Source organism: Paracidovorax wautersii (assembly GCF_031453675.1).
Lineage (GTDB): Bacteria > Pseudomonadota > Gammaproteobacteria > Burkholderiales > Burkholderiaceae_C > Paracidovorax.
The window spans coordinates 201,182-226,400 of the sequence record NZ_JAVIZX010000001.1 but is presented as its reverse complement, the minus strand read 5'-3'; the positions used below and the strand labels follow the sequence as shown (position 1 = coordinate 226,400).

The window sequence follows — 25,219 nt, the reverse complement described above, 5'->3', positions numbered from 1 at the left end:
AAGATCTGAACCATGGCCATGCGCTCCCACTACTGCGGTCTCGTGACCGAAGCCCTCCTGGGCGAAACCGTCACCCTGTCGGGCTGGGTGAACCGTCGCCGTGACCATGGCGGCGTGATCTTCATCGACCTTCGTGACCGTGAAGGCTATGTGCAGGTGGTCTGCGACCCCGATCGCGCCGAGATGTTCAAGACCGCCGAAGGCGTGCGCAACGAATTCTGCGTGCAGGTCAAGGGCCTGGTGCGTTCGCGCCCCGAGGGAACCAGCAACGACAGCCTCAAGAGCGGCAAGATCGAAGTGCTGTGCCACGAGCTGAACGTGCTGAACCCGTCCGTCACGCCGCCGTTCCAGATGGACGACGAGAACCTGTCGGAAACGACGCGCCTCACGCACCGCGTGATGGACCTGCGCCGCCCGCACATGCAGCGCAACATGATGCTGCGCTACAAGACGGCCATCCAGGTGCGCAACTTCCTGGACAAGGAAGGCTTCATCGACATCGAGACGCCCATGCTGGGCAAGAGCACGCCCGAAGGCGCGCGCGACTATCTGGTGCCCAGTCGCGTGCATGACGGCCAGTTCTTCGCGCTGCCCCAGTCGCCCCAGCTGTACAAGCAGATGCTGATGGTGGCCGGCTACGACCGCTACTACCAGATCACCAAGTGCTTCCGCGACGAAGACCTGCGCGCCGACCGCCAGCCTGAGTTCACGCAGATCGACTGCGAAACCTCGTTCCTGAACGAAGAAGAGATCCGCGCCATCTTCCAGCGCATGATCACCGAGGTGTTCCAGACCCAGCTGGGCGTGGACCTGGGCGAATTCCCCATCATGACCTACCAGGACGCGGCCTTCCGCTTCGGCTCCGACAAGCCCGACCTGCGCGTGAAGCTGGAATTCACCGAGCTCACGGAAGTGATGAAGGACGTGGACTTCAAGGTGTTCTCCGCGCCCGCCACCACCAAGGGCGGCCGCGTGGTCGGCCTGCGCGTGCCGGGCGGCGCACAGATCTCGCGGGGCGAGATCGATGCTTACACCGAATTCGTGAAGATCTATGGTGCCAAGGGCCTGGCCTGGATCAAGGTCAACGAAGTGGCCAAGGGCCGTGACGGCCTGCAGTCGCCCATCGTGAAGAATCTGCACGACGCAGCCATTGCCGAGATCCTGAAGCGCACGGGCGCGCAGGACGGCGACCTGATCTTCTTCGGCGCCGACAAGGAAAAGATCGTCAACGACTCCATCGGCGCGCTGCGCCTGAAGGTCGGCCACAGCGAATTCGGCAAGAAGAGCGGGCTGTTCGAGAACCGCTGGGCACCGCTGTGGGTCGTGGACTTCCCCATGTTCGAGCACGACGAGGAAGAGGGCCGCTGGACGGCTGTGCACCATCCCTTCACCAGCCCCAAGGACGGGCATGAGGATCTGATGGACACCGATCCGGGCCAGTGCATCGCCAAGGCCTATGACATGGTGCTCAACGGCTGGGAACTGGGCGGCGGCTCGGTGCGTATCCACCGGGCCGACGTGCAGAGCAAGGTGTTCTCGGCACTCAAGATCACGCCGGAAGACGCGCAAGCCAAGTTCGGCTACCTGCTGGACGCACTGCAATACGGTGCCCCTCCGCACGGCGGCTTGGCCTTTGGCCTGGACCGTTTGATCACGCTGATGACCGGTGCGGAGTCGATCCGGGACGTGATCGCCTTCCCCAAGACCCAGCGCGCCCAGGATCTGCTCACGCAGGCCCCCTCGCCCGTGGACGAAAAGCAGCTGCGCGAACTGCATATCCGTCTGCGCAATCCGGACGCTGTCAAGGCGGGCTGAGTCCCTGTGGCCGCTGCGGCGGCCGTCCACGAAGAAAGGCAGGCCGAGGGCCTGCCTTTTTTCGTTTGTGCCGTTGATGCGGGGCTGCGTGCGAGTCCTTGCATCAGGTCGCCAGGAAAGCGTCCCGGCAATCTGGATGGGGGGCGTACTGGTGCAAAATTTGCTTTTGCTTACGATCTGTACCGTCGGCAGGGATCGTCCTGCCGTGAAAGGACGCCGTCGTGCCCCATACCCTGTCATCACCCGAGCTCTGGCTGCGCTACATGCCGGCCGTGCTCCATCAGCGGCAGGAACTGCGGCTGGTCGAGAACACCTGGGACCATCTGGCCCTGCTGTCATCGCTGTCCCTGCTCTCGACCAAGGCGTCCGCAGGCGGTGACCTGGCCCGGGCGCGGCACGACTTTGCTGCGCTGTCGACGGACCTGATGCGGGGGCTGGCCGGCGAGGCCCTGAAGAACCGGCTCGACGATCTTCAGGCCCGCGCGCAGGTCTGCATCGACGTCCTCGTGCGCAACCTGTTCGAACGCACCGCGGACGTCGGGTTCTTCGCCACCGATGGCGAAGTGGCTGCTTACCTCAGCGACGCCGCGCCGGAGCATCGCCCTGCCATGGAAGCGCGGCTGCGCGAATACGCCAGCAAGTACACCGTTTACAGCAACATCTACCTGTTCGATACGGCGGGTCTGCTGTGCGCCTGCCTTCACCCGGTGGAGGCCGGCAGTGCAGACGCCTGCCGCCAGGACCAGCGTTTCCTGCGCAGCGTGCTCGACAGCCAGGACGCGTACGTGGAGCACCATGCCGTGCACGGTTTCAGTGGTGTGGCCGAACGCACGCTGGTCTATGCCCGTGCGGTCGCCGCCGGAGGACGCACGGTGGGGGTGCTGTGCCTGGAGTTCAAGCTGGCCGACGAGATGGCGGCCATCTTCCGCTCGGCCCGGGAGGAGGGCACCGCACAGGCCGGCCCCGGCCGGGATGCCGTGCTGGCGTTGGTGGACCGGCAAGGGCGGGTATTGCTGTCCAGTGACCCGCTGCAGCTGCCGCACGATTGGCGCTTGGAGGAGGCCGCGGCGCAGGGCGTGCGCCCTGTGCGCCACGGCGGCCGCCGCTATCTGATGTCGGTGTGCGACACCCAGGGCTTCCTGGGCTACGTCGGCCCGGGCTGGCGCGGGCTCGCCCTGCTGCCCCTGGATACCGCGTTCGACGAGGACGGCGAGGGGGACGACGGCGCGCCCCGTACTGCGCTGGCCGCCGAGCTGTCGGGCCACGCCGACCTGCTGTCGCAGGAGCTGCGGGCCATTCCTGCCCGCTCTGCCGCCATCCAGTCGGCGCTGGAGCGCTCCGTGTGGAACGGCTTGCTGGAGCTCAACCAGCTCGGTGCGTCCAGCCACGATGTGGCTCCGCGCGAGCTGCTGTTCGCCAAGACGCTGCTGTCCGAGATCGGCAGTACCGCACGCAAGACGGCCCAGGCCTTCGCGGCTGCACTGCAGGACCTGTACGGTGTGGTCATGCGCTCTTTGCTGCGCGATGCGGACAGCCGGTCCTCGCTGGCGATGCAGATCCTGGATCGCAATCTCTACGAGCGTGCCAACGATTGTCGGTGGTGGGCGCTCACGCCCCAGTTCAGCCGCTCGCTCGCGCGGGGCCAGGGGGGCTGCGAGCAGGCCACGGCGGTGCTGGCGGAGATCAACGCGCTGTACACGGTCTATGCCTGCCTGGTCCTGTTCGACCGGCGCGGCTGCGTCGTCGCCGTCTCCCGTCCGGACCAGGCCCACCACGTGGGCACGGTGCTGGACGAGGCCTGGGTGGCGCAGTGCCTGCGGTTGCAGGACAGCCAGGCCTACGTGGTCAGCCCCTACGAAACCAGCCGCTTCTACGGGCCGTCGCCCACCTTCGTGTACTCCGCGGCTGTGCGGGAGACGGAAGGAGCGGGCACGGGGAGCGTGCTGGGTGGGATCGGCATCGTCTGGGATGCCGCCAACCAGATGCAGTCCATCCTCGCGGATTGCGCCGTGGGCATAGCCGTCGCGGACCGCCTGGCGTTCGTGGATGGGCAGGGCCGCTGCGTCTGCACCGTGGGAGCGGGAGCCGACGCCTTGGTGCCGGCGGCCTGGAGCGCCAGCGCCCAGGGGCGCCATGCCGTGTCGGCCGGTGGCCATCTGTACGGCATCGGCCGCTCCGGTGGCCAGGGCTACCGGGAGTTCCGCACGAGCGATGGCTACGACCACGGCCTCGGTTGCCTGGTGCTGCGCCACCTGTGCGAGGAGCGCGCAGGCGCGGATGCGGCGCAGGCGCTGAACGCGCACACGCCGCTCGCGCATGTCGAGCCGGCGCACCGGGTGCAGATGGCGACTTTCCTGGTCGGGCGGCACTGGCTGGGCGTGGATGCGCGGCACGTCGTCGCGGCTGCGCCCGATGTGGCGGTGCTCGGCGCCGGCAGCTTCTCGCCGCCGTTCCTCGGGTTGGCGCAGATCGGCCCGCGTGTCTGCTCCGTCGTGGATCTGCGCAGCATGGTGATGGATACGGCGGGGCGGGCCATGCCCTCCCGCGCCGCCGACCCGCAACGCCAGATGGTCGTCATCCGGGTGGCGCCGGAAGGCGGAGCCCCCCGCGAATTCGCGATGCGGGTGGACGTGCTGGGCCCCATGCTCGAACTGGACCGGCGCGAACTGCAGAGCGTGGGCATGCAGGGCCGGGCCGCCGGCACCTCGCTGATCGACGCGGTGGCGGCACTGCCGGTAGCCGGCGGTGGCTCGGGCAAGGGCATGCTGTGCCGCATTGCCGACCCGTGGCTGCAGCAGTGCGCGCAGGGGGCGTTGGATGACCAGGTTCCCCAGGACATGGATGCGTTGCTGGCCGCGGCATAAAGCGCCCGTGGCGACCTGGGAGCGCATCGCGTTGGAGCGTCACCGGGATGCGGGGATGCTGCGGACGGGCCGCATGCGTGATCGGCCTGCGGCGTCGCGGCGCGGGTGTCACGCGGGACTCGCCGCTGTGCACCGCGCCTGGCATGCCGGCCCGCAATTCCCGCTGCGCGCCTTCCGCGGGATCGTCCACCAGCGCTGAAAGCATGACGTTGCCTCGGCCTTTCAAGATTCCCGAATCGGTGCTGGTGGTGATCCACACGCCAGCGCTGGAAGTGCTGCTGCTCGAGCGGGCGGATGGCGGCGATCACTGGCAATCGGTCACCGGCAGCAAGGACACGCTGGACGAGCCGTTCGCGACCACCGCGGTGCGCGAGGTCGGGGAAGAGACCGGCATCGACGCGCGGGCGGAGGAATGCGTGCTGACCGACTGGGCCCTGGAGAATGTCTACGACATCTGGCCCCAGTGGCTGCACCGCTACGCGCCAGGGGTGGAGCGCAACCGCGAGCGGTTGTTCGGCCTGTGCGTACCGCAGGGCACGCCCGTCCGCCTGAGCCCGCGGGAGCATGTGCAGTGGCGCTGGCTGCCCTGGCGCGAGGCGGCCCTGGCGTGCTTCTCGCCCTCCAACGCGGAGGCCTGCCTGATGTTGCCGCGCTTCACGCCCCTCGCGCCGCGCTGAGCGCCTGGCCTGCGGGCGTGCCTGCCTTCCGTCCCGTCGGCGCGGTGTACTGCCCGGCGCTCAGACCGGACGCAACCGCAGCGTCTCTGCCGGGTCGACCGCCTCGCCCAAGGGCGCGCTGGCCGGTCGCGGGGGGGATGGTTCGGAGGCCATCTGGGTGCGCAGGCGCAACTCGCCCGGCTTGCGTTCGTTGTCGTGCCCGAGCATGGCCCGCGTGGCGGAGGTGCCGCAGCGTTGGCGCAGCGCGTCGATGGTGGCCTGCTGGGCCGGTGCGTGGCCGATACGTGCGGCATGGCGCGTGAGCAGTTGCTGGGCCATGTCCAGCAGTTTGGTGTTCAGCGTGGCGCCCACCTGGTCCAGCAGGGCGGCGACGGCGCCCTGGGGGTCGCCCGACAGGCCCTGGGCCACGGCGGCCTCGGCCATCTTGTTGACCTGCAAAAGGCAGCCCCGCACCACCTCGGCGTAGGGCGGATGGGTCTGGCAGGTGTTGGCCAGCAGTTCGCACAGGCCACGTGTGTTGGTGTAGCGCATGCCGATGCAGCGCATCCACTCGGGGCCTTCGGCCAGTTCGATGGACGTATCGGCCAGCACCGACAGCAGCGCGGCCAGGTTGCAGGCCGCCTCGAAGTCGAACGTGCTGCCGAGCATCTCGGCGGCCATGGCGCGGGTGGCGGCCACGGCCTGCGCGAACTGGCGCTTCTGGATCAGCTGGAGCGTGGTCACCACTTCGCTAAAGCGCTGCAGCCGCCGGCTATGACCGTAGCGCTCCAGGATGCGTGCGAAGTCCGCCATGCAGCGGTCCATGCCCTTGCGGTCGTTGTCGGTGAGGTAGGAGAACGCCAGCAGCACCAGGCACTGGTAGTCGAAGAGCTTGGATTCGATGCCCAGGACCGCCGCGCGCGCCAGGACCCGCGTGGCGGTGGCGCGGTCGCCGGTGTAGTGGGCCATCATGCCGAGCTTCTGCAGCCGCACCACCGAGTCCGGCGTGAGCGTGCTGGCCAGCTGGTAGGTGGCCATGGCATCGGCGAAGTGGCCCATTTCGACCTGGGCGCGGCCCAGCACGTCGTAGGCGTCGGCAAACGAGGGGTCTTCTCCGATGAGGCCCTGCAGGGTGGCGATGGCCCGCGGGGCCTGGCCCGACTCGATTTGTGAGCGCGCCACGCCCAGCTTGGCCCAGGGCAGGGCACGCGCCTCGATCACGGCCTCGAACAGCGCGCGGGCCTGGTCGTGCCGGCCCAGGCGCAGCAGCAGTTCGGAGCCGATGCGCGCGGCGTAGAGCCAGTAAGGCTGGCGCGCCTCGAAGCGCTGGATGCAGAGGGTTGCGGCGCCTTCGAAATCCTCCCGGCCAATGGCGTCGAACACCGGGTGCAGGTGCGTCTTGCGCAGCCGCGCCAGGGCCAGCCGCTCGAACATCGCGCTGGGCGTGAACGGCTTGAGCAGATAGCCGTCCAGGGCCGATTCGGCCGCCTCGGCCACCGCCGCATACGACGCCTCGGCCGTCACCATGAAGAACACGGTGGAGAACGGCAGCAGCTGCGCGCGCCGCAGGTCGTCCAGCAGCGTCTGCCCGGACTGCCCGTCGGCGAAGTACTGCTCGCACAGCACGTAGTCGAAGAGCATGTGCTCCAGCCGGGTGCGGGCATCCTGCACGCGGCTGCACTGCACCACGCGGGTCACCCCGTACTGGCGCAGCTGCGAGACCAGGATGCTGCGGGAGGTGGCGTTTCCGTCGATGACGAGCGCCCGGGATTCCGGGACATCGGCGGCTTCTTTGGCGGAGGGCATGGCGTACGCGGCGCGCGGGGGCTCCGCGAAGTGAAGGCCGCAGTGTAGTGGGTTGGCGGTATTTTGAAACACGAAGATACATTTGTCCCTAGGGCTGAACCCGCCCACGGTGGCGATGGACGTGGCGGCGCCTGGCCCGGCCGCCGCCTCCGGCGCGGCTCTGCGGCTGGTACACAATCCGGCCATGGACTCTTCCGACATCCTGCGTGTGGCCACCTACAACATCCACAAGGGCGTTCAAGGCATGGGGCCGGCACGGCGGCTGGAGATACACAACCTGGGGCTGGCGGTGGAGCAGCTCGATGCCGACATCGTCTGCCTGCAGGAGGTGCGCAAGCTGCACCGGCGCGAGCAGCAGTACTTCCAGCGCTGGCCCGAGGTGCCGCAGGCCGAGTACCTCGCGCCCGAGGGTTACGAGGCCGTCTACCGCACCAATGCCTACACGCGCCACGGCGAGCACGGCAATGCGCTGCTCACGCGCTGGCCGGTGGTCGGGCACCAGCACGAGGACATCTCGGACCACCGTTTCGAGCAGCGCGGCCTGCTGCATGTGGAGGTCGAGATCCAGGGCCGGCGCGTGCATGCCATCGTGGTGCACCTGGGCCTGATCCCGGGCAGCCGGGTGCGGCAGGTGGCGCAGCTGCAGCGCTTCATCGAACGCGAGATACCGGCCGGCGCGCCGCTGGTGGTGGCGGGAGACTTCAACGACTGGGGCCTACAGATCAAGCGCATGCTGGCGGGCTTCGGCCTGCACGAGTACGACGAGGACCCGCGTGCCTTCACCTACCCGGCGCGGCTGCCCATGGTGCAGCTGGACCACGTCTATGTGCGGGGCCTCACGCCCGTGGGCCTGTACGTGCCGCGCGGCCGCATCTGGTGGCGCATGTCGGACCATCTGCCGCTGATCGCCGAGTTCCGGCTGTGAGGTCGCGCACGCAGGCCCGCGCCGGCGCGGCACAAGCGTCTTCCACCCCGGTGGTGTGCGAGGACCACCGCATCCGCCTGCTGCAGGGCACGCAGGAGCTGTTTCCCGCGCTGATCGCCGACATGGACGGCGCGCTGTCGGACATCCAGTTCGAGACCTACATCTTCGACGCCACCGGCACGGGCGCCGAGATCGCCGAGGCGCTCATCCGTGCGGCCCGCCGCGGCGTGCGCGTGCACCTGGCGGTGGACGGTTTCGGCACCGGCCCACTGCCCAGCCCGTGGCCGGAGCGCTTCGCCCAGGCCGGCGTGCAGGTCCAGGTGTACTCGCCGCTCGGGCCGCTCGGCCTGTTGTTGCCGCGCCGCTGGCGGCGGCTGCACCGCAAACTGTGCGTGGTCGACGGCTGCGTGCTGTACTGCGGCGGCATCAACGTGCTGGACGATTTTCACGACCCGAACCACGGCGCGCTGGAGGCGCCGCGCTTCGACTTCGCCGTGCGCGTGACGGGTGCGCTGGTGGCGCAGGCCAGCGACACGATGGAGCAGCTGTGGTGGCGCATGCGGGCCGTGCGGGACGTGCGCCGCCGCGCACTGGCCCACGCCCTGGCCGATCTGCGCAAGGCGAGCGCCGCCCGCCTGCCGGCGCAGCAGGCTGCAGAGGCCGCCCAGGGCATGCGGGCCGCGCTGGTGCTGCGCGACAACGTGCGCCACCGCACCCGCATCGAGAAGGCTTACCTGCGCGCGATCGGCAACGCGCGGCACGAGGTCATCATCGCCAACGCCTACTTCATGCCCGGCGGCAAGCTGCGCCGCGCCCTGGTGCTGGCGGCACGGCGCGGGGTGCGCGTGCGGCTGCTGCTGCAGGGCCGCTACGAGTACTTCATGCAGTACCACGCGGCGCGGCCGGTGTATGGCGCGCTGCTGGATGCGGGCGTGGAGATCCACGAGTACTCGCCGAGCTTCCTGCACGCCAAGGTGGCGGTGATCGACGCCGATGGCGCGCATCCCTGGGCGACGGTGGGCTCGTCCAACCTCGATCCCCTGTCGATGCTGCTGGCGCGCGAGGCCAACGTGGTGGTGGAGGATGCCGGCTTCGCCCACGAGCTGCGCGCCCGGCTGCTGGACGCCATGGCCCACGCAGGCAGCCGCATGGACCCCGACCGCTACGCCGGCCGGCCCTGGCGCCAGCGGGTGCTGGACCGCGTCGCCTTCGGCCTCATGCGCATGGCGCTCTGGGTGACCGGCCAGCGCTACTGACGGCAGAAAGCCTGTTTGCTATTAAAATAATAGCTACTTGCGCTTGCTGCATAAGCGCTGGAGGCCTAAAACCCTTGTAAAGCCGAAAAGGCCTTTCGCTGGTACCATCGCCGCCATGTTCACATCTCTCGCCGCCGACCAGAGCGCTGCCACGCCCGACGAGGGCACGCCCGTTTCGGTCAAGATCCGCGAACGGCTGACCGCAGCCCGCAAGCGCTTCAACGCCAACGACAACATCGCCGAGTTCATCCAGCCCGGCGAGCTGGAGCAGCTGCTCGACGAGGTCGAGACCAAGATGCAGGGCGTGCTCGACAGCATGGTCATCGACACCGCGGCGGACCACAACACGCAGAACACCGCGCGGCGCGTGGCCAAGATGTACCTGAACGAAGTGTTCAAGGGCCGCTACGTGGCGCAGCCGGCGATCACCGAGTTCCCGAACGCCGAGCACCTGAACGAGCTGATGATCGTCGGCCCCATCACGGTGCGCAGCGCCTGCAGCCACCACCTGTGCCCGGTGATCGGCAAGATCTGGATCGGCGTGATGCCCAACGAGCACACCAACGTCATCGGCCTGTCGAAGTACGCGCGGCTGGTGGACTGGGTCATGGGCCGCCCGCAGATCCAGGAGGAGGCCGTGGTGCAGCTGGCCGACCTGATCATGGAAAAGACCCAGCCCGACGGCCTCGCCATCGTGATGGAGGCCAGCCACTTCTGCATGTCGTGGCGCGGCGTGCGCGAGATGGACAGCAAGATGCTGAACTCCGTCATGCGCGGCGTCTTCCTCAAGGACGCCGCCCTGCGCCGCGAATTCCTGTCACTCATTCCGGGAAGGAACTGACCGATGTTGGTACGCCTGCTCTATGCCAGCCGCGCGGTGGACACCTCTCCCGCCGCCATCGAGGCCATCCTCACGCAATCGCGCCAGCACAACCCGGGCTCGGGCATCACCGGCGTTCTCTGCTACGGCGGCGGCGTGTTCCTGCAGGCCATCGAGGGCGGGCGCTCCGCGGTGAGCGACCTGTACGGCCACATCCAGAAGGACCCGCGCCACAAGAATGTGGAGCTGCTGCACTACGAAGAGATCGCGGAGCGCCGCTTCGGCGGCTGGACGATGGGGCAGGTGAACCTCTCCAAGATCAACCATTCGATCCTGCTCAAGTATTCCGAGAAGCCCGAGCTCGACCCGTACGCGGTGTCGGGCAAGGTGTCGTTCGCGCTGCTCGAGGAACTGATGGCGACCGCCGCCATCATCGGCAGGGCATAGAGGCCACCCTTTGAGGCGCCACGCCTTCCCCCGCTATCGCACCGCTGCGCGGTGCGGGCAGGGGACGCCACCGGTGCACGCCGGCGAAGCGCTGCTTGCGCAGCTTGGCGGCCCTTGCACGGCGGCCCCCGGCTCGGGTCGCGCCAGTTGCAGATGCCCCGGGCGATATTCAGCCCTATTTGATCGATAGACCCATGTGCACCACACCGGGCCGCAGCCGCCAAGGCGCTGCGGCTTTTTGCATTCAAGCCACGCCGTCTAACCTGTGACCCTCAACGCCTTCGCCCTCATCATCCTCGCCGGCCTCATCCATGCGGGCTGGAACATCGCTGCAAAAAAGGCCGGCGGTGATTCGCGGTTTGCGTTCTTCACCTCGGTGCTGATGATGGTCTTCTGGGCGCCTCTGGGGTGGTGGCTGGGGCGTGACGCCGTGCCGGGCTGGGGGACGGTGGAGTGGGCCTTCATCGTCGCCAGCGGGCTGCTGCACGTGGCGTACTACGTGATCCTGCTGCGCGGCTACCGCAAGGCCGATCTGACGGTGGTCTACCCGCTGGCGCGCGGCTCCGGGCCGCTGCTGTCGTCCCTGGTGGCGATCACGCTGCTGGGCGAGCAGATTTCGGCGCTGGGCGCGCTGGGCATCCTGGGCGTGGTGGGCGGCGTCTTCCTGATCGCCGGCGGACCGGGGCTGCTGCGCGCGGCGCACGACCCGGCTTCGCGCGCGCGGGTGCACAAGGGCATGTTCTACGGGCTGCTCACCGGCGCGTTCATCGCCAGCTACACGGTGGTGGACGGCTATGCGGTCAAGGTGCTGCTCATGTCGCCCATCCTGGTGGATTACATGGGCAACTTCGTGCGCGTGGCCGTGCTGGCCCCCACGGTGCTGCGCGATCTGCCCACCGCTGCAGTTCTGTGGCGCAGCCAGTGGCGCTTTGCCCTGCTGGTGGCCGTGGTGAGCCCGATCGCCTATGTGCTGGTGCTGTTCGCCATGCGCGAGGCGCCGTTGTCGCACGTGGCGCCGGCGCGCGAGGTGTCCATGCTGTTTGCCGCGCTGATCGGTGGGCATCTGCTCAACGAGGGCGACCGGGCCGCACGCATCGGCGGCGCCTTGCTCATCGCCGCGGGCGTGACCGCGCTGGCGCTGGGGTAACCGCGATGGCCGTGCCGCCCGCCTCCGCCCCCGTGTCCCCCCTGCTGCTCGGGTGCGACTTCACCAGCAGCCCGCGCCGCGCCAAGCCCATCGTGCTGGCCCTCGGCCATGCGGTGGCCGGGCGGGTGGTCCTGGAGCGGCTGGAGCGCTTCGACACCTTGGCGGCTTTCGGCGCCTGGCTCGCGGAGCCCCGCGCCTGGGTCGGCGGATTCGACATGCCTTTCGGCCTGCCGCGCGGGCTGCTGGCTGCGCTGGGCTGGCCGATGGAGTGGCTGGCCAGCATGCAGCATTACCGGGCCATGGCGCGGCCGCAGGTGCGCGAGGCCTTCGCGGCTTTCTGCGCCCCGCGGCCCGTGGGCGCCAAGTTCGTGCACCGGGCCACGGATGGACCGGCGGGCTCCAGCACGTCGATGAAGTGGGTGAACCCGCCGGTCGCCTACATGCTGCATGCCGGCATGCCCCTGCTGCTGGACGCGAGGGTGCATCTGCCGGGCCTGCACGAGGGTGACCGCTCCCGCGTGGCGCTGGAAGCCTATCCGGGGCTGCTGGCGCGCGAAGTGCTGGGCCGCCGCTCCTACAAGAGCGACGACCGCGCCAAGCAGACGCCCGACCGCCTGCTGGCGCGCAAGGACCTCATCACCGCACTGGAGCTGGGCAGCACGCGCCTCGGCTGGCGGCTGAAGCTCACCAATGCCCAGCGGGACGCCTTGGCGGCCGATGCCAGCGGCGATGCGCTCGACGCCGTGCTGTGCCTGGTCCAGGCGGCCTGGGCCTGGCGCGCACATGCGGCGGGCGATCCGCTGTACGGCCTGCCACCCGGCTTGGACCCTCTGGAGGGCTGGATCGTGACGGCACCCTGGCCCCAGGACGGCGCTTGATCTGCAGTGCTCCGCAAGCCGGCAGAAGGGCGGGTACACCCAGGCGGCCACGGGTTTCGGGCGGTGCCGTGCGAAGCCTGCCCCCGACGGCGCCGACAATGGCGGCATGGATGCCGTTCGCAGACCTGATGCCCGTTCCAGCCGCCCCGCCCTCGGCCGCTGGAGGCGCGGCACCGCGGGCGGCCTTGTCGCCGGTCTGATCGCACTGTGGGTCGGGGCTGCGGTGGCCGCGCCTGCGCCCTGGTACTACTGGCGCAGCAAGGTGGATGGCAGGCGCGTGTGCGCGCAGGTCACTCCCGGGCCGGGCTGGGAGCGGGACAGCGCACCGTTCGATGGCCCCGGCTGCCAGGCCAAGCCGCGCGTGTTTGTGATTCCCGCCAGGTAATACCGCGGCCGCGTGCTGGCAGCGGAGGAGCTTTAGAGCGTGATTTCCACGCTGCGGGCTTCGCAGTGCAGCGTGACGCCCAGGTGCTGGGCCAGGCAGGCCAGCGCAGGTGCGTCGATGGGCGGCGTGCCTTGGGCGCCCGCGGTGACCAGGGGTGGCAGCGCGCCGGGCTCGGGCTGGCCCTGGGCCCGCAGGCGGATGGCCGTGGGCGAGATGTCCACCGCGACCTCCGCCGGGGGCTCGCCAGGCAGCTCGCCCAAATGGTAGATCGCACCGAGCACCACATACAGCAATGGGTGGTGGGCCACCACCGTGTCTTCGGCCGTGGGCTCCGGGTCGGCCAGCGATTGGATCAGGACGCCGCGCAGCGCCAGCAGGGGCTTGGCGAGTTCCACGGCCTGGTGCAGCGTGGTGCGGGCAGGCTGCTGCTCTTGTACGTTCAGATCCCAGTTGCGCAGGCGGCGCACATGGTCGCCCAGCACGCCCAGTTGCTCTTCCAGCTGCTCGACACGTTCCACCGACTGCTGGGGCTGCGCGTCGCCGCCGTTCGCGAGCCGGCGCTTGAGCACGGTCATGCCCATGCGCATCACGGAGAGGGGGCTGGCGAGGTCGTGGCGCACGGCCGGCAGGGCGCGGATCAGCACGGCGTGCTGCACACCCGCGGCCATCCAGGCCTGTGTGCTCGGGGAGAGAGACTGTGTCATGGGAACGGATGGAGGCGGCGCGTCAACCGCGCGGCGTGGAGGACTGCAACTGCGCCACCGTGCGCTGCATCAGCCCGTCGAAGGCATCGAAGTCCAGCGGTTTGCCCAGCACGTGGTCAAAGCCCTGGAGCCCGGACTGCGGGCCCGGCGCCATGCCCGTGATGGCGATGGCAACGCATTCGGTCACCCCGAGCTCCGCTGCGATGGCCCGCAGCTGCGGGGCCAGGGCCGAGCCGGGCATGTCGGGCAGGTTCTGGTCCACCAGCAGGATCTGCGCGGGCTTATCCCGCATGCGCTGCAGGGCCTCGGCGCCAGTGTGGGCCGTGCGTACCGCGTAGTCCTGCATTTCCAGCAGTTCGCGGAGCAGCTCGGTGGCGTCCTGGTTGTCGTCGATGATGAGGATCTCGGGCGGCATGGAAAGTAGCAGGGAAAGCGCAGGGGCGCTGGAACTGCTGCCATTCTCAGCGATTTGGGCGCCGCGAGGCGATGGTGACGGGTAGGACGCTGCCGCCTTTTGGCCGCGGGCGAAGCCCCACGCACCCACCGCGTGGACGGTCGCGCAGGGCGATGTGCTCAGGTCGGCGGCAGGGGCAGCGTGATGGAAAACACCACCTGTGGCGCCTCATGCACATAGGTGATGCTGCCGCCGTGACCCAGCACGATCTGGTGGGCGATGTACAGCCCGAGGCCCATGCCGTTGCGGTTGCGGGTGTTGCCCAGCGACGTGGCCTTGAAGGGCTTGAACAGGTCGCCCGCGATCTCGGCCGGGATTTCAGGTGCCACATTGCGCACCTGCACGATCTGGCCGCGCGGCGTGCTGAAAGCGATGACCTCGATCGGGTGCCCCACCTGCCCGTGGTGGCGGGCGTTGCTGATGAGATTGGCCACCACCTGCGCTATCCGGTCGGGGTCGGCATGCACAGGCAGCGCGTCGGGAACCCGCATGTCCATGGCGATGCCGGGGTGTGCCGTGCGGGCCTCGTCCACCAGATCGGCCAGCAGGGGCACGAGGTCGAACTCCACCGGCTCCAGGTCCAGGCCCAGCTTGCTCTGCAGGCGCGACATGTCCATCACCTGGCTCACCAGCCGCTGCATGCGGCTGCTGGTGGACTGGATGCGCTGGCCGAGCTTGCCGGCCCGCTCGTCGCCCGGGTCGCTCTTTTCCAGCACGCGCGCGGCCATGCTGATGGAGTGCAGCGGGTCGCGCAGGTCATGCCCCAGCACCGCCATCAGCTGGTTGCGGGCGCGGTTGAGTTCGGCATGGCGGGCGTTCTGGGCGCGCACCAGTTCGTTGAGCAGCTGCTGCGCGATGTCCACGTCCTCGGCGCTCCAGTGTTCGGACGTGGAGCGGACGGTTTCCATCCACAGGTCGAAGGAGCCGCGCGGCGTCAGGCGCGGGCCCAGCGGGCCGGGGCGCACTTCCTTTTCCGGCCGGCCGCCCCAGTGGATGGTCTTGATCTGCTCCAGCCGCAGGAAGATCAGCCAGCTGCCGTGCATCCGGTCCAGCGGCAATGCCAGCACGCCGCACCAGGGCGCGGTGATCTGCGCCAGCTCGGGCGCCTCCAGCGGCAGCGCATGGGTGCGGTACATCGCATGGCCTTGCTGCGGCTGGGTGGTGTTGAGCCACTGCACCAACGCTTCGGCGGTGGCCTGCGACACCAGGCCCTCGCGGCACAGCTTGCTGCGCTCCGACACCACCACGCCCTCGGCGTGCAGCGAGTCGGCCAGCGGCTTGGAGAAGTGGCACAGGGCGGCGAACTCGTCGTCGGAATGCAGCACGCTTTCCATGATGGCCGTGCGCAGGGCGGACACCTCCTGGTGGCGGTCGGCCTGGCGGCGCGACAGTGCGCTCTGGATGTTGGCCGACAGGATCTGCGCGATCACGTCGCAGGCCATGCGCACGCTGTAGGGCACCTGCCGCGGTCCCATGTGGTGGCAGGCCAGCAGGCCCCACAGCTGACCGTTGATGACGATGGAGATGCTCATCGAGGCACCCACGCCCATGTTGGACAGGTACTCGATGTGGATCGGCGACACGCTGCGCAGCAGGCTGGAGCTGAGGTCCAGCGGCCCGGGAAAGTCCTGCTGCAGCGGCACCGGCTGCGAGCTCACGTCGGCGATCAGGCGCAGCGTGTTGGCCACGTACAGCTTGCGCGCCTGCGCAGGAATGTCGCTGGCCGGATAGCGGCGGCCCACGTACGCATCCAGCTCGGGCACGCGCGATTCGGCCACCACGTCGCCGCTGCTGTCGTGGCGGAAGCGGTAGGCCATCACGCGGTCGAACCCCGTCAGGGCGTGCAGCTCCTGCGTGGCCAGCTGCAGCAGTTCGTCGATGGAAGCGCGCGGGCGGCGCAGCTTTTCCATGGCGCGGTGGGCCTGCACGGCAAAGCCCGCCAGCTCGGCCGACGAATGCCGGCGTTCCTCGAATTCGAGCACCAGCCACGGGGCCGACACGTGCTGCACCATGTCGAAGGTACGGCCGTGCAGCGTGCATTCGAGCGGCATGGGCAGGTCGCCCCGGCCGGCCAGGGAGGCCAGGCCTTCGGCCACGGCCTCCGCCAGCCGGCTGCCGCCCCGGTCCAGCCGGGCGGTGGGCAGCGTCTGGCCGAGCGGCACGGGCACGCCCAGCAAGTCGGCCGCGTTGGCGCTGGCGCTGCGCACATGGCCGGCCGCGTCCAGGGCGAGCAGGGCGCCATGGGGCTGGATGGCGCCCGGAATATGGATGGGCTCCCGATCGCAGTTGTCGAGTGTGGGGGCCGGATAGGGCAGGCTCATGGTGTCCGGGGTCCTTGGACGTGCAGGTGGAACTCCAGGCCGGCGAAGGCGGCGTTCGCACCCAGGCAGGCCGCTGCAATGGCCTGTGGGGAATCGAGATGGGCGCGCAAGAGCGCGAGGAACGCCTTCCAGGCGGCGCCGGTGTCGGCGCCCCGGCCCTGGAAGTAGCGCAGCGGGTGCGGCGCCAGGCGGCCGGCGAGCTGGCGGTGCATCACCTGACCACCGAGCTGGGAGCCTTCGAGCACATAGGCCATGCCCCAGCGCACGGCATCAGGCGTCAGGGGGGCCTGGTCCAGGGCGTAGCGGATTTCTGTCTGGGTGGCAGCGCTGGCGTTGGCGGGCTGGCCGGTGGCGCGCCCAGCGTCCCGCAGGTCGTCGTCCAGGGCCCGCAGGCGGCGTTCGAGATCCGGCGCGAAGCGCGGCTCCTGCGCGGCCAGTTGCTGTAGCTCGGGCGCCAGGGCGGCGAGCCAGGTGCGCAGGGCGGCGGCGTGGTCGGCGTAGTCGTCCAGGGTGGCTTCGGGGCGGGCGATGCGCAAGCCGGCATCCAGGCGGGCGTGTCGCTCCTGCGTCGCCCGGCGCAGCGCGGCCAGGGCATCGCTGGCGGCGGCGGGAGGCGCGGAGCGCGGAGGCGCTTCAAGGGTGTACTGCGACACGGGATTCCTCATGGAGCCCGGCACAATCGAGGTCGAGAGGCGCGGTACAGCGGGATTTTAGGAGCAATCCAATTCCCCCAGCCACCATGTGAATCCTATGTGCGACCGTTCTGTTCCGCGAAAAACGCAGCGCTGCCGGCGGGGGTCTCCGGGGTGGCCAGCGGCAGGGCGACGGTGCGGTTGCGGCCCTGCTGCTTGGCCTGGTAGAGCGCCTTGTCGGCGCGCCCGACGAGGTCGTCCGGGACGCGGTCGCCAGAGTGGGTGCAGCCCAGGCCGATGCTGACGGTGAGCGGGCCCACGGCGCCGAAATCATGGGCGGCCACGGCAGCCCGCAGCTTCTCCGCCACGGTGAGGCCTTCGCGCACATCGCGCACGTCGGGCAGCAGCACCACGAATTCCTCGCCGCCGTAGCGCGCCACGAAGTCGGTGACCCGCACGCTGTCGCTGATCAGGCGGGCCAGCTGCTTGAGCACCGCGTCGCCGGCCGGATGCCCGAAGGTGTCGTTGACCCGCTTGAAATGGTCGGCGTCCACCAGCATCAGCGCGAAGGCATGGCCGGTGCGCTGGGACAGCTGCAGCAGTTCGGCCAGGCGCTCGTCGAAGCGGCGCCGGTTGTAGAGACCGGTGAGAGGGTCGCGCACGACCAGGCTTTCCAGCTCGGCATTGGCCCGGTGCAGCGCCTGCGTGCGCTCGTCCACCAGTGTTTCCAGCGAGGCGTTGAGCTGCGAGAGCTGCTGCTCGCGCTCCAGCAGCGATTGCGTCATCGACTGGAAGGACTGGTTGAGCTGGTCGATCTCGGCCGCGTGGTGGCCAGCCGGGTAGGGTGGTGCGGCCTCGCGCCTTTCGATGCGTCGGGCGGCGTCGGCCAGATGTTCCAGCGGGCGGCTGACGCGCGAGGCCAGGCGGTGCGCCAGCAGGCCGCACAGCAATGCCGTGCCCAGCCCGAGGACCAGCAACTGGTTGCGCAGCGCCCGTACGGGCGCCTGGGCCACCTGGGCGGGCTGCCGCAGCACCACGCGCCAGCCCAGTTGGGACTCGCCCGGCGACGCCACGGGCACGAGGCTGGTGAGGTAGCGCTCGCCATCGTCCCATGCCACGGAGGTGTAGTGCGTTCCCGGGTTGGCATCGGCACCGCGCGGCAGCTTCAGCACGCCGGCGTAGCGGAAGGGATAGAGGATGTTGCCGGCCTTGTCGGCGATCAGCACCTCGGCCCGGCTCAGGGCCCCGGGGCCGCTGACGACCGCCTCGACCGTGTCGGTCACCCAGGACCAGTGCGCATGCGCGCCCAGCACCCCGCGCAGCCGGCCCTGTTCGTCCAGGATGGGCGCGGAAAAGTCGATGAAGCGCAGCGGCTGGTCCTGCCGCACGTTGGGCAGGCGCTTGGCCAGCAGCACGGCGTCGTGCACGTCGCCGACGAAGTTGCCCTTGAGCGCAGCGCTGAACCAGGGCCGGTGGTCCACCGTCTCGCCCACCAGGATGCCGTCCGTTGCCTGCGTGATCACGCCGCGGGCGCTGGTGACGCCGATCCAGGCGTATTCGTTGTGTGCGGCCTTGCGCGCATCGAGCGCTTGGCGGACATCCTTCGAGGCGAGGTCGCCGCGCGTGAACGTGGGCGACAGCCGCAGCAGGTCGATCTCCTGCGCGCGTTCGCGCAGGTTGGTCGCCAGCAGGTCGGCGGCGGAGCGGGCGTTGATGTAGAGCGCTTCGCCGCCCGATTGGGCCATCTCGCCGGTGGCGATGTGCCCCACGTAGGCGCCGCCGCCCAGCAGCGCGGCCAGCGACAGGCCACCGAACCACAGCGTGAGCTGGTTGCGGAAGCTGAAGCTGCGGCCGGAGCGGGGGGCTGGCGGTGTGGTGGACACGGCGGCTTGCGGGGCGGGCGATGGCACGGCGGCTGCCTCGGCTAGCCGCCCGTGAGCGCGCGGTAGGCCGTGCGCGTTTCGGGCGAGACCGAGTCCACCAGCTGGGCCAGCGGCGTCTGGTGGCGCGCCAGCATGCGGGCCGAGGCCACCGTCTTGGACTTGCAGAACCAGTGGCAGCTGTGCTGCATCAGGAACAGCTCGGCCGTCATCATGAAGGCCTTGTCGCGCGGGGAGCGCCCGGCCTCGTTGCGCGCCACGCGGCCGATGCCGTTGGCGTGCACGGCCACCAGCTGGCGCATGTCGAACGTGGCGGAGGGCAGCCACTGCTGCGCGAAGGGCAGGGCGAAGGGCAGGCGGCTGACCCGCGCCAGCGCGGGGTCGACGCGCGCGAATTCGGCGGCGAAGCGCTGGAACTGGTCGGTCAGCTGCTCCTCGCTGCTGGCCAGCAGGCCCCAGATCTGCTCGCGGCGGGCCTCGTCCTTCTCGCCCAGGGCGCGCAGGTAGCCCTGGGTGAGGGTCTCCATCAGCTTTTCGATCTGGTAGTTGCGCAGGTGGTGCCCGAGCAGGGCGATGCGCTTGCGTTGCTGCTGGGCATTGAGGACGTAGATGCCCGAGGCGAGGAGCAAGGCGACGAGAAGAAGGTCCATGGGCGGGCGAAGGCGGAAGCCGGGGGCTGACAGGAGGCGGCGAGAAGACCGGTGGGTGGGCGGCGGGCGGGAGGCCGCAGGCATTGTGCCTGCGCGCATCGTGCTACGGGGAATGTAGCAGTGTGCGCTGGTTGTCAGGGGCTTTGAGTGCTGCAGAAACCGCAAAGCCATATGAGATGAGCGCAAGCTGCTATGCTTTTTGATGGCCGCGCGCCTGGGTTTGCACTTGCGGCGGGGCCGGCCAGTCCCGCAGCGGCCCGCGCAGCTGCTCGAACGCCCGCGACAGCCGCAGCACGCCCAGATCGTCGAAGCGCTGGCCGGCGATCTGCAGGCCGATGGGCAGGCCGTCGGCGGTGAAGCCGCAGGGCACGGAGGCGGCCGGCTGCTCCGACATGTTGTAGGGCACGGTGAAGGCGATGTGCTCCAGCGGGCGCAGCGGGTCGTTGGTGGGCGAGGGCAGTTCGGCCGCGAAGGCCGGCATGGGCGCCACGGGCGAGAGCACGTAGTCGACCGCGCTGCAGGCGCGCACCGTGGCCACGCGGGTGGCGTGGAACTGCTGGCTGGCCTCGAACACCTGCGCGCCGGTCATGCCCGCCGCGCTGTCGGCCCAGGCGCGGATGTAGGGCAGCACGCGCGCGCGGCGCTCGGGCGGCAGGGCCTGCAGATCGGTGTGCGAGCGCATGCGCCAGAAGCGGTCCATGCCGTCCAGCATGGCGGGCGCGAGGAAGGGCGCCATCGGCACCAGGGTCGCGCCAGCCTGCTCGAACAGGTGCGCCGCCGCCTCGATGGCCGCGCGCACCGCGGGCTCCACGGCCAGGCCGCAGCCGGCATCCAGCAGCAGGCCCAGGCGCAGGCCGCGCAGGCGGTCCGTGCCGGCGTCGAACTGGTCCCAGGCGATGGACTGCGGCGGCAGGGCCATGCTGTCGCGCGCGTCGGGCCGGGCCAGGGCCTGCATCATCAGCGCGGCGTCGCGCACGGTCCGCGTCATGGGGCCGGCGGCGCGGCCGGTGTAGGGCGGGTCGATGGGGATGCGCCCCAGGCTGGGCTTGAGGCTGAAGACGCCGCACCAGCCGGCCGGCAGCCGCAGCGATCCGCCGATGTCCGTGCCCACGTGCAGCGGCCCATAGCCCGCCGCCGCCGCCGCGCCGCCCCCGGCGCTGGAGCCGCCGGGGTTCTTGCGCAGGTCCCACGGGTTGCGCGTGAGCGGGTGGAAGGTGGACAGTCCCGAGGACAGCATGCCGTAGTCCGGCATGGTGGTCTTGGCGATGAATACCGCGTTGGCCTCGCGCAGGCGGGCAGCGGGCGGCGCGTCCTGCGCGGCAGGCTCCAGCACCGTGGCGGCCGTGCCCAGCGGCGTCGGGTCGCCCTGCGTGGCGATGTTCTCTTTGACGGTGACGGGCACGCCGTCCAACAGGCCCTGCGGCGTGCCGCGCAGCCAGCGCGCCTCGCTCGCCCGGGCCTGCGCCAGCGCGGCCTCCGGCCGCAGCAGGTAGGTGGCCTGCAGGTGGGGCTCCCACCGCGCGATGTGGTCCAGCACGGCCTGCGTCACCTCCACCGGCGACAGCTGCCGCTGCCGGTACGCGGCCAGGAGTTCGTAGGCGGGCAGGTCGTGCAAGGCGGTCATGGCAGGGGATCCTTTCATTCGAGAAGGTCGCCAGCGCTTATGTGGCAAGCGCTGGCAGCTATTGTTTCGGGAGCTATCGACTCGCGCGTGCACCCCTCAGGGCGCCTTGCCGTGGCCGCGGCCTCCGCATTCCGGTATGGCGGTGTCCTTGTCTGTCAGCCGCGACAGAGCGAGAGCGCGAAGCGCTCGATGCGGTGCCCACAGCCCCCGATACCGCCGCGGCCCACCCCAGCAGCAGCCGAGCAAGGGCCGCCCCGCAGCGAGGGCTGCGTCCCCCTGCCCGCCGTGCGCAGCACGGCGAGAGCGGGGGCTGAGGGCCGCGGCTCCCAGCCTGCCTGCGCGGGCTGGGACGTGCCCGAAGAGCTGCCACCTCTGGCGGCTGCACGGAGGCGCGCAGCGCCTCAGGGGGGTGTTCGGCATCAACTCCAGTACAGCGCCGACAGGTCGTTGACGAAGACCGGCATGTCCTTCCACAGCCCGCGCAAATTCTTGTTGGCCACCGTGACCCACTGCGGCTGGTACAGGAAGGCGTGCACGGCATCCTCGGCCAGCAGGCGCTGCGCGTCGCCCAGCAGGCGGGCGCGGTCGGCGGGGCGGGCGGCGGTCTTGATCTTCTCGTACAGCGCGTTGAACTGCGGCGACTGGTAGCCCCAGTAGTAGTCGGGCTTGGCGAAGTTGCCCAGATCGAACGGCTCCACGTGGGAGATGAGCGTCAGGTCGTAGTTCTTGCTGCCGTAGGTGCCGCTGAGCCACTGCGCCCATTCCACGTTCTGCAGCTTGGCGGTGATGCCGACCTTGGCCAGTTGCGCGGCGATCACCTCGCCGCCCTGGCGGGCGTAGGGCGTGGGCGGCAGCGTCATGGTGAGCGTGAGCGGCGTCTTCACGCCGGCTTCGGCCAGCAGGCGCCTGGCCTTCTCCACGTCGAACGGGTTGATGCCGGTGGTGTCCACGTAGCCGAAAGCACCCGGCACGTAGTGGCTCCCGATGGGCACGCCCAGGCCGTCGGCCGCGCCCTCGATCACGGACTTCCGGTCGATGGCGGCGGCGATGGCGCGGCGCACGCGCACGTCCGCCAGCGGCTTGCGCTGGTGGTTCATGGCCAGGATGGTCTTGGCGCGCGAGCCGCTCACCACCACCTGAAAGCGCGGGTCGCTCTTGAACTGCGCCATGCTGCGCGGCGTGACGCGGGGAAAGGCGTCCACGTCGCCCGCCAGCAGCGCGGCCACCTGGGCCGCCGGGTCGGGGATGAAACGGAAGGTGGCGCGGCGGATGCGGATGCTGCCCGCCGCCCGGTAGCCCGGCCAGGCCGCCAGCGTGATGGACGAGCCCCGGCTCCACGCGCCCAGCGTGTACGGCCCGGTGCCGACGGGCTTGGTGGCGTTGCCCGCGGCGCTCTGGGGCTCCACGATGATCGACGTGGCCTGGCCCAGCACGAAGAGCAGGTCGGGGTCGATGTCCTGGTTGATGACGACGACGGTGTGCTCGTCCACCACCTGCGTGGTCAGCGCGGCAAAGCTGCGCTTGTCCTTGTTGGTGCTCTTGTCGCCGCCCGCACGGTCGAAGGAGAACTTCACGGCCGCCGCGTTGAAGGGCGCGCCGTTGTGGAACTTGACGCCCTTGCGCAGGCGGAAGGTCGTCGTCTTCAGGTCGGGCGACACCTCCCAGCTCTCCGCCAGCAGGGGCGAGACGCTGCCGTCGGCGTTGATCTTGGTGAGCGTCTCGTAGACGTTGTAGAGCGTGATCTCGGCGATGGAGGAGGCCGCGCCGGCCGTCGGGTCCAGGCCTGGCGGCTCCAGCGTCATGGCGAGCGTGACGGTGTCCTTCTTCTTGCCCTGCTGCGCAAGCGCGTGCAGCGGCGTGGCCAGCACGGCGCAGGCGAGGGGGCCCGAGGCGATCAGGGTGCGGCGGTTCAGCATGCGGGGAATCTCCTGGTGGCGCGGCGGCGCTGGCGCTGCAGGGCGCCGCACCGCTTGTGGTTTTTGGGGGGGTGACACCGCTTTGTACTACAGCGGCCCGGCGGGCGTGGCCGTGGGGGTGGCAGGCGCCTAAGGCGCGCGCTCCACGCGGGGCACGGCATCGACCAGGGCGCGCGTGTACGGGTGCTGCGGCGCGCTGAACAGCGCCTGGGGCGTGCCGCGCTCCACCACGGCGCCTTCGCGCAGCACCAGCACCTCGTCGCACAGGTGGCTGACGACGGCCAGGTCGTGGCTGATGAGCAGATAGGTCACGCCGCTGTGCTCCTGCAGGTCCTGCATCAGGTTGAGCACCTGCGCCTGCACCGACACGTCGAGCGCGCTCACCGGCTCGTCCGCCACGATGAGGCGGGGCCGCGTGATCAGCGCCCGGGCGATGGCGATGCGCTGGCGCTGCCCGCCCGAGAACTCGTGCGGGTACTTGTCGGCATCCGCGCTGCGCAGGCCCACCTGGTCGAGCACCTGCAGCACCTGGGCGCGCTGCTGCTGCGCGCGCGGCGCGGGCGCCAGCATGTGCAGCGGCTCGGCCACGATGCGCTCGACCGTCTGGCGCGGGTCCAGCGAGCCGTACGGGTCCTGGAACACCATCTGGAAGTCGCGCCGCGCAGCGCGCAGGGCCGCGGCCGGCAGGGCGTGCAGGTTGCGCCCCAGCAGCTCGACCGTGCCGCGCGTGGGCGTGTCCAGCGCCATCACCAGCCGCGCCAGCGTGGACTTGCCCGAACCCGATTCGCCCACGATGCCCAGGCTGCGCCCGGCCGTCACGCTGAAGGACACGCCGCGCAGCGCCGGCACCTGCGCCCGCGGCGTGAAGAGCCCCGCGCGCGGCAGCGGGTAGTCGCGCGCCAGATCGGTCACGCGCAGCAGCGGTGGTGCCGGCTCGTCCAGGCCTCGGGGTTTTGAGTGCAATGGGCCGCTGGCGCTTTGGGGATAAGCGCCTAAAGCTATGGAAAAAGGAGCATCCTGCGGCGTCATGCCTTGCCTTCCCGCACGGCTGCGGCGACGGCGTCCAGCCGGATGCAGCGCGCCTGGTGCGCGGCGCCCAGCGCCACGGGCGGCGGCAGGGCGGCATCGCACGCGGGCGCGGTGAACGCGCAGCGGCCCGCGAAAGGGCAGCCGGGCGGCAGGTCTGCCAGCGCCGGCACGGTGCCCGCGATGGTCGGCAGCCGCAGGCCGCTCTGGCGCGGCGCGCCCAGGCGCGGGCGCGCGGCCAGAAGCCCGCGCGTGTAGGGGTGCGCCACCTGGGCGAAGACGGCCTCCGTCGGGCCGCTCTCGACCACGCTGCCGCCGTACATCACCAGCATGCGGGCGGCGTTCTGCGCGATCACGCCCAGGTCGTGCGAGATGAGGATCAGCGCCATGCCGCGCTCAGCCACCAGCTCGGCGATCAGGTCGAGGATCTGGCGCTGCACGGTGGTGTCCAGCGCCGTGGTGGGCTCGTCGGCGATCAGCAGGTCCGGTCCGCAGGCCAGCGCCATGGCGATCATGATGCGCTGGCGCTGCCCGCCCGAGAACTGGTGCGGATACGCGTCCAGCCGGAGCGCGGCCTGGGCGATGCCCACGCGGTCCAGCAGGCGCACGGCCTCCTGGCGCGCGGCCCGTGCCGACAGGCCGCGGTGCAGGCGCAGCGGCTCGGCCACCTGCCGGCCGATGGGGTGCACGGGGTTGAGGGCGGTCATCGGCTCCTGGAACACCATGGCCATGCGGTGGCCGCGCAGGCGGCACAGGGCGGCTTCCGGCAGGCCCAGCAGCTCCCGGCCGTCGAACCGCACGCTGCCGTGCACGCGGGCGCCCTCGGACAGCAGGCCCATCAGCGCCAGCGCCGTGAGCGACTTGCCGCTGCCCGATTCACCGATCAGGCCCAGCGTGTCGCCGCGCTGCAGGGTGAAGCCCACCTCGCGCACGGCCGTGGCCGGGCCGTGGTGGGTGGCCAGCTCGACGCTGAGGCCGGCGACTTGCAGCAGGGGCGTGGATGGGATGGTCAT

The 25,219-nt window shown here is 70.2% G+C and carries 21 protein-coding genes; 10 read left to right on the top strand and 11 right to left on the bottom strand.

Annotated elements, in window-relative coordinates:
* The first annotated feature begins 12 nt into the window (after positions 1-12).
* The 3 genes from aspS to nudB all read left to right on the top strand — a co-directional run bounded on the left by aspS (position 13) and on the right by nudB (position 5,356).
* Entirely contained in the window at positions 13-1,815 is a 1,803-nt protein-coding gene (gene aspS, locus QE399_RS01045) for an aspartate--tRNA ligase (RefSeq protein WP_309825477.1), read from the top strand.
* Positions 1,816-2,036: 221 nt separating this feature from the next.
* Positions 2,037-4,679, top strand: coding sequence for a cache domain-containing protein (locus QE399_RS01040; protein WP_309825475.1), 2,643 nt, complete (start codon positions 2,037-2,039; stop codon positions 4,677-4,679).
* 203 nt (positions 4,680-4,882) lie between these two features.
* Positions 4,883-5,356, top strand: a complete 474-nt coding sequence (gene nudB / locus QE399_RS01035) for a dihydroneopterin triphosphate diphosphatase (RefSeq protein WP_309825473.1) — start codon at positions 4,883-4,885, stop codon at positions 5,354-5,356.
* Between the two features lie 60 nt (positions 5,357-5,416).
* On the opposite strand, the gene QE399_RS01030 is transcribed toward nudB, so the two are convergent.
* Positions 5,417-7,141 carry a tetratricopeptide repeat protein gene (locus QE399_RS01030; protein WP_309825471.1) on the bottom strand — a complete coding sequence of 575 codons (1,725 nt, stop codon included), beginning with the start codon at positions 7,139-7,141 and terminating at the stop codon, positions 5,417-5,419.
* A 184-nt stretch (positions 7,142-7,325) separates the two neighbouring features.
* Here QE399_RS01030 and QE399_RS01025 point away from each other — a divergent pair, with 184 nt between their 5' ends.
* The 7 genes from QE399_RS01025 to QE399_RS00995 all read left to right on the top strand — a co-directional run bounded on the left by QE399_RS01025 (position 7,326) and on the right by QE399_RS00995 (position 12,999).
* On the top strand, positions 7,326-8,066 hold the full coding sequence (locus QE399_RS01025; RefSeq protein WP_309825469.1) for an endonuclease/exonuclease/phosphatase family protein: 741 nt from the start codon (positions 7,326-7,328) through the stop codon (positions 8,064-8,066).
* Between the two features lie 50 nt (positions 8,067-8,116).
* Complete coding sequence (gene clsB / locus QE399_RS01020; RefSeq protein ID WP_309831877.1) at positions 8,117-9,322, top strand: cardiolipin synthase ClsB; 1,206 nt, start codon at positions 8,117-8,119, stop codon at positions 9,320-9,322.
* 115 nt (positions 9,323-9,437) lie between these two features.
* Positions 9,438-10,163 carry a GTP cyclohydrolase I gene (folE, locus tag QE399_RS01015; RefSeq protein ID WP_309825466.1) on the top strand — a complete coding sequence of 242 codons (726 nt, stop codon included), beginning with the start codon at positions 9,438-9,440 and terminating at the stop codon, positions 10,161-10,163.
* A 3-nt stretch (positions 10,164-10,166) separates the two neighbouring features.
* Positions 10,167-10,589 (top strand): BLUF domain-containing protein, encoded by a 423-nt coding sequence (locus QE399_RS01010; protein ID WP_309825465.1) that lies wholly within the window; start codon positions 10,167-10,169, stop codon positions 10,587-10,589.
* A gap of 265 nt (positions 10,590-10,854) precedes the next feature.
* Positions 10,855-11,736 (top strand): EamA family transporter, encoded by an 882-nt coding sequence (locus tag QE399_RS01005; protein ID WP_309825462.1) that lies wholly within the window; start codon positions 10,855-10,857, stop codon positions 11,734-11,736.
* Positions 11,737-11,741: 5 nt separating this feature from the next.
* A complete protein-coding gene (locus QE399_RS01000) occupies positions 11,742-12,614 on the top strand; it encodes a DUF429 domain-containing protein (RefSeq protein ID WP_309825461.1) in 873 nt (290 codons plus the stop codon).
* A 106-nt stretch (positions 12,615-12,720) separates the two neighbouring features.
* Positions 12,721-12,999 carry a hypothetical protein gene (locus QE399_RS00995; RefSeq protein ID WP_309825459.1) on the top strand — a complete coding sequence of 93 codons (279 nt, stop codon included), beginning with the start codon at positions 12,721-12,723 and terminating at the stop codon, positions 12,997-12,999.
* Between the two features lie 32 nt (positions 13,000-13,031).
* Here QE399_RS00995 and QE399_RS00990 read toward each other — a convergent pair whose 3' ends face one another.
* From QE399_RS00990 to QE399_RS00945, 10 genes are all read right to left on the bottom strand, one after another.
* The gene (locus QE399_RS00990) at positions 13,032-13,703 is read right to left on the bottom strand and encodes a hypothetical protein (protein WP_309825458.1); all 672 of its coding nucleotides are present in this window, start codon (positions 13,701-13,703) and stop codon (positions 13,032-13,034) included.
* Positions 13,704-13,725: 22 nt separating this feature from the next.
* On the bottom strand, positions 13,726-14,118 hold the full coding sequence (locus QE399_RS00985; protein ID WP_309825457.1) for a response regulator: 393 nt from the start codon (positions 14,116-14,118) through the stop codon (positions 13,726-13,728).
* A 158-nt stretch (positions 14,119-14,276) separates the two neighbouring features.
* A complete protein-coding gene (locus QE399_RS00980; protein ID WP_309825456.1) occupies positions 14,277-16,478 on the bottom strand; it encodes an ATP-binding protein in 2,202 nt (733 codons plus the stop codon).
* Positions 16,475-17,131 (bottom strand): biliverdin-producing heme oxygenase, encoded by a 657-nt coding sequence (locus QE399_RS00975; protein ID WP_309825455.1) that lies wholly within the window; start codon positions 17,129-17,131, stop codon positions 16,475-16,477. Before QE399_RS00975 ends, QE399_RS00980 begins: the two co-directional genes overlap by 4 nt.
* A 95-nt stretch (positions 17,132-17,226) precedes the next feature.
* On the bottom strand, positions 17,227-19,020 hold the full coding sequence (locus QE399_RS00970; protein ID WP_309825454.1) for a sensor domain-containing diguanylate cyclase: 1,794 nt from the start codon (positions 19,018-19,020) through the stop codon (positions 17,227-17,229).
* Between the two features lie 14 nt (positions 19,021-19,034).
* The gene (locus QE399_RS00965; protein ID WP_309825453.1) at positions 19,035-19,640 is read right to left on the bottom strand and encodes a hypothetical protein; all 606 of its coding nucleotides are present in this window, start codon (positions 19,638-19,640) and stop codon (positions 19,035-19,037) included.
* 190 nt (positions 19,641-19,830) lie between these two features.
* Entirely contained in the window at positions 19,831-21,264 is a 1,434-nt protein-coding gene (locus QE399_RS00960) for an amidase (RefSeq protein ID WP_309825452.1), read from the bottom strand.
* 419 nt (positions 21,265-21,683) lie between these two features.
* Positions 21,684-23,180 (bottom strand): ABC transporter substrate-binding protein, encoded by a 1,497-nt coding sequence (locus QE399_RS00955; protein ID WP_309825451.1) that lies wholly within the window; start codon positions 23,178-23,180, stop codon positions 21,684-21,686.
* A 129-nt stretch (positions 23,181-23,309) separates the two neighbouring features.
* On the bottom strand, positions 23,310-24,209 hold the full coding sequence (locus tag QE399_RS00950; RefSeq protein ID WP_405042984.1) for an ATP-binding cassette domain-containing protein: 900 nt from the start codon (positions 24,207-24,209) through the stop codon (positions 23,310-23,312).
* Positions 24,206-25,219 carry an ABC transporter ATP-binding protein gene (locus tag QE399_RS00945; protein WP_309825449.1) on the bottom strand — a complete coding sequence of 338 codons (1,014 nt, stop codon included), beginning with the start codon at positions 25,217-25,219 and terminating at the stop codon, positions 24,206-24,208. Before QE399_RS00945 ends, QE399_RS00950 begins: the two co-directional genes overlap by 4 nt.